Source organism: Geomonas sp. (assembly GCF_035254065.1).
GTDB lineage: Bacteria > Desulfobacterota > Desulfuromonadia > Geobacterales > Geobacteraceae > Geomonas.
This window is the reverse complement of record NZ_DATFBA010000165.1, coordinates 1-7,037: the sequence shown is the minus strand read 5'-3', so window position 1 is coordinate 7,037 and position 7,037 is coordinate 1. Positions and strand designations below refer to the sequence as shown.

At 62.9% G+C, this 7,037-nt stretch carries 6 protein-coding genes; 2 read left to right on the top strand and 4 right to left on the bottom strand.

Annotated elements, in window-relative coordinates; translation table 11 throughout:
• Window positions 1-253: 253 nt before the first annotated feature.
• A complete protein-coding gene (mnmL, locus tag VJ604_RS07950) occupies window positions 254-1,210 on the top strand; it encodes a tRNA modification radical SAM protein MnmL/YtqA (RefSeq protein WP_324081366.1) in 957 nt (318 codons plus the stop codon).
• A gap of 97 nt (window positions 1,211-1,307) precedes the next feature.
• Window positions 1,308-1,964: a fumarylacetoacetate hydrolase family protein gene (locus tag VJ604_RS07945; RefSeq protein ID WP_324081364.1), complete on the top strand. Its 657-nt coding sequence runs from the start codon at window positions 1,308-1,310 to the stop codon at window positions 1,962-1,964.
• Window positions 1,965-2,057: 93 nt separating this feature from the next.
• On the opposite strand, the gene VJ604_RS07940 is transcribed toward VJ604_RS07945, so the two are convergent.
• The 4 genes from VJ604_RS07940 to glyS form a co-directional block, all read right to left on the bottom strand.
• Window positions 2,058-2,507 carry a YaaR family protein gene (locus VJ604_RS07940; protein WP_324081363.1) on the bottom strand — a complete coding sequence of 150 codons (450 nt, stop codon included), beginning with the start codon at window positions 2,505-2,507 and terminating at the stop codon, window positions 2,058-2,060.
• Between the two features lie 354 nt (window positions 2,508-2,861).
• Complete coding sequence (locus VJ604_RS07935) at window positions 2,862-3,062, bottom strand: cold-shock protein (RefSeq protein ID WP_324081362.1); 201 nt, start codon at window positions 3,060-3,062, stop codon at window positions 2,862-2,864.
• 262 nt (window positions 3,063-3,324) lie between these two features.
• Entirely contained in the window at window positions 3,325-5,988 is a 2,664-nt protein-coding gene (gene ppdK, locus VJ604_RS07930) for a pyruvate, phosphate dikinase (RefSeq protein WP_324081361.1), read from the bottom strand.
• A gap of 210 nt (window positions 5,989-6,198) precedes the next feature.
• Window positions 6,199-7,037, bottom strand: an 839-nt coding sequence (glyS, locus tag VJ604_RS07925; protein ID WP_324081360.1) for a glycine--tRNA ligase subunit beta, incomplete at its 5' end; no start/stop codon positions are given.

The window sequence follows — 7,037 nt, the reverse complement described above, 5'->3', positions numbered from 1 at the left end:
CATGGCGCGGGAGATCTTCGTGAGGCGCTGATTATTAAATCCTGAATCCGTGAGGCATGAAAGCCGAAGTGAGTGAAAATGCCGGGGTCCATCGTCGCTTACACAGTCTCATGCCAGCTTTGCCGGGTGAACTTCGTCGGGGTGTTCTTCCTTTCTGCAAGCCCAAGACAGAGGCATTCAGAGCGAGCGGAGGCTTGAATGCCCCACGGATTCAGGAATAAAGCATAATCTTGAATCAGAGAATTCGTAAACCATGCCCGAAAGCTTCATCCACAAAGATCTGCGCATCAACTCCTACGGTTCCTACCTGCGCCGGCGCTTCGGCTGCCGGGTCAGCAAGGTGAACGTGGACGGCGGCTTCACCTGCCCCAACCGCGACGGCAGCCGTGGCACCGGCGGCTGCATCTACTGCGACAACAGCTCCTTCTCCCCCAAAGAGACTGTCCCCGTGATCCCCATCGAGGAGCAGATGGCGGCCGGCATGGCCTACCATCGCCAGCGGCTGGGGAGCGAGAAGTTCATCGTCTACTTCCAGAAGTTCACCAACACCTACGCCCCGGTCTCCAAGCTCTCCGACCTCTACCGCCGCGCCCTCGACCATCCGGACGTGGTGGGGCTCTCCATCGGCACCCGGCCCGACTCGGTGAGCGACAAGGCGATCGACCTGTTGACCGAACTGGCCAAGGATCGCTACATCTGCGTGGAACTCGGCCTGCAGTCGATGGACGATGCCATCCTGAACGGCATCAACCGCGGACACACCCTGGAAGAGTACCTGGCGACCGTGCAGCGACTGGCCGGCCGCGGCATCGACCTCTGCACCCACCTCATCTACGGCTTCCCGGGGGAGACACGGGCGGGCTTCGTGAAGAGCGCCCGGCTGCTCAACTCGCTTCCCATCAACGCGGTGAAGATCCATCAGCTGCACGCCGTGCGTGGCACCAGGCTGGCCCAGATGTACCTGGACGGGAGCTACCGCCCGATCGACCTGGCCGAATACCTGGCGGGAGCCTGCGATTTCCTGGAGGAGCTCTCCCCGCGCATCTCGGTGCAGCGCCTGTACGGCTCGGCGCCGCTCGCCATCAGGGTCGCCCCCAACTGGGACTTGAAAAACAACCAGATGTGGTACGCTGTGGTGAATGAATTGAAGAGGCGGGGCAGCTGGCAGGGTTGCCGTTTCGGCGGCGAGGTGAAGGCTGCCAACTGGTAACTGTCAATTGGAGCAGTATCTGTCCATCAGGTCCACCACGTCCACTCACTCCATGTAGCCCACAAAAGGTCCCGATCACACCCAAGGAGGCCCAGCAATGAAAACCGCACGCTTGGTCGGCACCGGCCAACAGTACCCCATCGGCAAGATCCTCTGCATCGGCAGGAATTACGTCGACCACATCAAGGAACTGGGCAACGAGATGCCCGAGCGCCCGGTGATCTTCAGCAAGCCCGCCTCCAGCGTGATCGGCGAGGGAGAAGAGATCGTGATCCCCGCCTACTCCGGCGACTGCCATCACGAGGCGGAGCTGGCGATCCTGATCGGCACCGGCGGCAAGGAGATCCCCGCCGAGCAGGCCATGGCGCACGTGGCTGGCTTCGGGGTGGCCATCGACCTTACCCTGCGCGACGTGCAGTCCGAGCTCAAAAAGAAGGGGCTCCCCTGGGACATCGCCAAGGGATTCGACACCGCCTGCCCGTTGTCCGATTTCGTGCCGGCCGAGAAGGTCGCGGACCCGCAGGACGTGCGGATCACCCTGTCCGTGAACGGCGAGCCCCGCCAGGACGGCTCCACCTCGCTGATGATCCACCGGGTGCCTGAGCTGATCAGCTATCTCTCCTCCATCTTCACCCTCTCCCCCGGCGACCTGATCCTGACCGGCACCCCCGCCGGCGTCGGCCCGATCAAGAGCGGCGACCAGGTGGTGGCCGAGATCGCAGGCGTGGGCAAACTGAGCGTGTCGGTGAAGTAGCCGCAGCCGCAAAGCTAGGCAATGCAAAAAAAAGGGGCTCCAGAGGAGTCCCTTTTTTGGTCGTCGGACAGGGCGGACAGGTTCAACGTCCGACTACAACAGAAAGTCCACCACCAGCCCCTTGATCTTGATGATCTGGGCGGCGATCTTGATGTGGTCCTTCTGCTCCCGCATCACCAGATGGTAGAGCAGGTCGGCCTCCTTGTCGATCACGGTCATCACCTCGTGGGTGCGGCCGGTGAACCCGCCGCTCACCACCTCCATCTTGTAGGCCTCGCCGGAGACCTTCCTGGCCAAAGTCCCGATCAGCTCGCGGAAGGCCTTGAAGTTGGCGATGGTCGGCTCCTGCTCCAGCACCTCACCCCCCTTGTCGATGGCGTCCTTCAGCCGCTGCAGCTCCCCCGCGTAATCGGCGTTGCTCCTGGCGACCTGGGTGAGGCGCGCTGCGAAGAGCGGCGCGCTCGGACTGGACACGCTTTTCGCGGGGGTACCCTTCCCCTTCTTGGTGATGCTGCGGGACTTCGATTTCTCGTCGATACGCATGGTGCACCGCCTGGTCGTGGACTGCCGCTGGCTCAGCGGGCTCCTCTTCTTATAACAACTCCTGCCGCCGCTTCAACTCCCCCGTCACCTTGTTCTCAACTCCTTTCCCTCCCCCCCTTTCCCGCGTTCCCCCCTCGCCCCTTCAGGGGAGAGGGTGCCCGAAGGGCGGGTGAGGGCGGTTCTATGCTGCATTGCCGCCGATTGTGGCTTCCCTCACCCTAGCCCTCTCCCGGAGGGAGAGGGGACTTTCGGACGAGGGGCTTCAAAGTCGAGCCTTCATCGCTGTGGAGGACGCAGCCCCTCTAAACGCAAAAAGCCCCGGATCGCTCCGGGGCTCGTCAGCTGGTGGGGTGCCTAGTTCTTCACTACGTTGGCAGCCTGAGGGCCTTTGGTCCCCTGGACGATTTCGAAGCTGACCGACTCGCCCTCCGCCAGGGACTTGAAGCCGTCCCCCTGAATCGACGAGAAATGAACGAAGACGTCAACCCCGTTCTCCTGCTGGATGAACCCGAAACCCTTGGCATCGTTGAACCACTTGACCACACCGTTTGCCATTACTCTTTCCCCCGTAAATCAGTTTCTGTGTTGCTCTTTTTTAGCGTCCAAAACATGAAGCCACGGGGACACGGAGGACACGGAAAAAGGTCGTTAACTCGCCTGCTCAGCTTTGCCTTTTTCCGTATGCTCAGTGTCTCCGTGGCCGATGTTTCGGTTTGACGCTCCCCTAATACACGTTTAAGGCCAGCCTGTCAAGAGGAGATCAAAAAGAAGGGGCGCAGCGAGCTGCGCCCCTTCGATTTCCATCTTTCTTCCCCAATTACGCGCTCAAGCTGGCGTGTGCTGCCGCCAGGCGCGCGATGGGCACGCGGAACGGCGAGCAGGAGACGTAGTCGAGGCCGACCGAGTCGCAGAAGATCACGGAGGCGGGATCGCCGCCGTGCTCGCCACAGATGCCGAGCTTGATGTTGGCCCGGGTCTGGCGCCCCTTCTCGCAACCCATCTTCACCAGCTGCCCCACGCCGCTCTGGTCGAGGGTGACGAACGGGTCGTCGTCCAGGATGCCGTTCTCCACGTAGAAGGGGAGGAACTTGCCGGCGTCGTCCCTGGAGAGGCCGAAGGTGGTCTGGGTCAGGTCGTTGGTGCCGAAGGAGAAGAAGTCGGCCTCGGTGGCGATCTGGTCGGCGGTGATGGCGGCGCGCGGCAGCTCGATCATGGTGCCGATCAGGTACTCGATCTTCACGCCGTAGCGGTTCATCACCTCCTCGCAGACGGCGATGGCGTTGGCGCGCATGATGCCGAGCTCCTTGGTGACGGCGACCAGCGGGATCATGATCTCGGGGACGATCTGGTACCCCTCTTCCTTGACCAGCTCGCAGGCGGCCTCCATGATGGCCTGCACCTGCATGTCGTAGATCTCGGGGAAGGTCACCCCCAGGCGGCAGCCGCGGTGGCCGAGCATCGGGTTGAACTCGTGCAGGAACTCCACCTTGTGCTTGAGGGTCTGGGCGGAGACGCCCATGGTGGCGGCGAGCGCCTCGATGTCCTTGTCCTCCTGGGGGAGGAACTCGTGCAGCGGCGGGTCGAGCAGGCGGATGGTGACCGGCAGCCCCTTCATCTCCTTGAAGAGCCCTTTGAAGTCACCTTTCTGCATGGGGAGGATCTTGGAGAGTGCCCTCTTGCGCCCTTCGATGTCTGCGGAGAGGATCATCTCACGCACAGCGGCGATACGGTTCGCCTCGAAGAACATGTGCTCGGTGCGGCAGAGGCCGATCCCTTCGGCGCCGAACTCGCGGGCGGTCTTGGCGTCGTGCGGGGTGTCGGCGTTGGCGCGGACCTTCATCCGGCGGTACTTGTCCACCCAGCCCATCAGGGTGGCGAAGTCGCCGGAGACCTCGGCGGCCACGGTGGGAACCGCGCCCAGCATCACCTCGCCGGTGGAGCCGTCCAGGGTGACCACGTCACCCTTCTTGATGACCAGCCCACCCTTGGCGGAGAGCTGCCCGGAAGCGTAGTCGACCTTGATGTCGCCGCAGCCGGCCACGCAGCACTTGCCCATGCCGCGGGCAACCACCGCCGCGTGGGAGGTCATGCCGCCGCGGGCGGTCAGGATACCCTGCGCCGCGTGCATGCCGTGGATGTCCTCAGGAGAGGTCTCCACGCGGACCAGGATCACCTTCAGACCCAGCTTGGCGGCGGATTCGGCCTCATCGGCGGTGAAGACCACTTCGCCGCTGGCAGCACCCGGGGAGGCCGGCAGGCCCTTGGCGACCACGTTCTTCTGAGCCTTGGGGTCGAGCGAGGGGTGCAGGAGCTGGTCGAGCTGGCTGGGTGCCACGCGCAGCACCGCGGTCTTCTCGTCGATCAGTCCCTCCTTCACCATGTCGACCGCGATCTTGATGGCTGCCTTGGCGGTCCTTTTGCCGCTTCTGCACTGCAGCATGTAAAGGATGCCCTTCTCGATGGTGAACTCGATGTCCTGCATGTCCTTGTAGTGGCGCTCGAGGATGTCGCGGATGTTGACCAGCTGCTGGTAGCACTCGGGGAGCACGTCCTCCATGGCGGGGAGGTCGCCCGGCTTGGCCTTGGCCTTGTTGATCGGCTGCGGGGTGCGGATACCGGCCACCACGTCCTCGCCCTGGGCGTTCACCAGGTACTCGCCGTAGAAGTAGTTCTCGCCGGTGGAGGGGTCGCGGGTGAAGGCGACGCCGGTGGCGCAGTCGTTACCCATGTTGCCGAACACCATGGACTGCACGTTGACGGCGGTACCCCACTCGGCCGGGATGCTGTTCAGCTTGCGGTAGGTGATGGCGCGCTGGTTCATCCAGGAGCCGAACACGGCGCCGATTGCGCCCCACAGCTGCTCCTGCGGGTCTTCCGGGAAGTCCACTCCCAGGGTCGCGCGCACCTTCTCCTTGAACTGCACCACCAGCTCCTTCCAGTCCTGCGCGGAGAGCTCGGTGTCCAGGTGCACACCCTTCTGCTCCTTGCGCTTCTCCAAAAGGTGCTCCAGGGCCTCCTTGTCCATCCCCATCACCACGTCGGAGTACATCTGCACGAAGCGGCGGTAGGCGTCGTAGGCGAAGCGCTCGTCGCCGCTCTGGGCGATGATCCCCTGCACGGTGGTGTCGTTCAGGCCCAGGTTCAGGATGGTGTCCATCATCCCCGGCATGGAAGCGCGGGCACCGGAGCGGACCGAGACCAGCAGCGGGTTGGCGGCGTCGCCGAACTTCTTGCCCATCAGCTTTTCAACGGCGGCGAGGTTGGCTGCGACTTCGGCGGCCAGCGCCTCGGGGTAGTTCCTGCCGTTTTTGTAGTACTCGGTGCAGACTTCGGTGGTAATGGTAAAGCCGGCGGGGACCGGAAGGCCGATACTGGTCATCTCGGCCAGGTTGGCTCCCTTGCCACCCAACAGCTCCTTCATCTTGGCGTTTCCGTCGGCCTTACCGGCGCCGAAGAAATAGACGTACTTCTGCGATCCCATGGTACTCCTCCTTGATGTGGTGATGCTAATTTAAAGTTTTTAACTTTGTAACGGTTTTGATCGGAAAAGTAAACTGAAAATGCAAACAGCCGGTCGCTTTTTACTGCGCGATCGGCTGTTTACGTTAGCGTTGCATTCGTCCAGGGTTGCGGCAGACCGCTTGTTCGGTCAGGGAGGTAGTCATCCGTTTCCGCAGCGCCGCACCTTTCATTATGGCGATAGCCTCGAGAAGTCCGCCAGTCGTGCGAACAGTCGCGCGATGCCGGTAAGGAGCGCCAGACGGTTTTCCCTCACCTTCTCGTCCTCGGCCATGACCATGACCTTGTCGAAGAAGAGGTCGACCGATTCCTTCAAGGTGGCGATCTCGGTCAGCGCGGCGAGGTACTGAGCACCGGCCACCGCCGACTCGACCTTCCCTTTCACACCTTGCAGGGCCTTATAAAGCGCCCCTTCGGCTGCGTCCTGGAAGAGCGCCTCGGAAACCGGGGTGTCGACGCCCCCCTTGACGATGTTGGAGACCCGCTTGAAGGCGACCGCTAGCGCGGCGAAGTCGTCGCGGTTCCTGAACTCGGCGAGGGCAGCGATCTTGGCGGCGGCATCCACCAGGTCGTCGAAGGAGACCGAGACCACCGCCTCGACGGCGTCGGAGGGGTAGCGGTCGGCCATCAGGTTGACGAAGCGCCCCTTGAAGAACTCCAGCACGTCCTTGTGCACCTCCTCCAGCGGCCGGGTGGCCTTGGCGGAGAGCAGATCGAGGGAATTTTTAATGAAGCCATCCAGCGGCAAACGGTATCCCTTGTCGAGGATGATGTTGATGATGCCGATGGCGGATCGGCGCAGCGCATAGGGGTCGGCGGAGCCGGTCGGGATCAGGCCGACGCTGAAGCAGCCGCAGATGGTGTCCATCTTGTCGGAGAGCGAGACGAAGGCGCCGACGTCGGAGGAGGGGAGCTCGCCCCCGGCCTGGGTCGGCAGGTAGTGCTCGGCGATGGCGTTGGCCACCGCTGCCTCCTCGCCGTCGTTAAGGGCGTATTCGCGCCCCATGATCC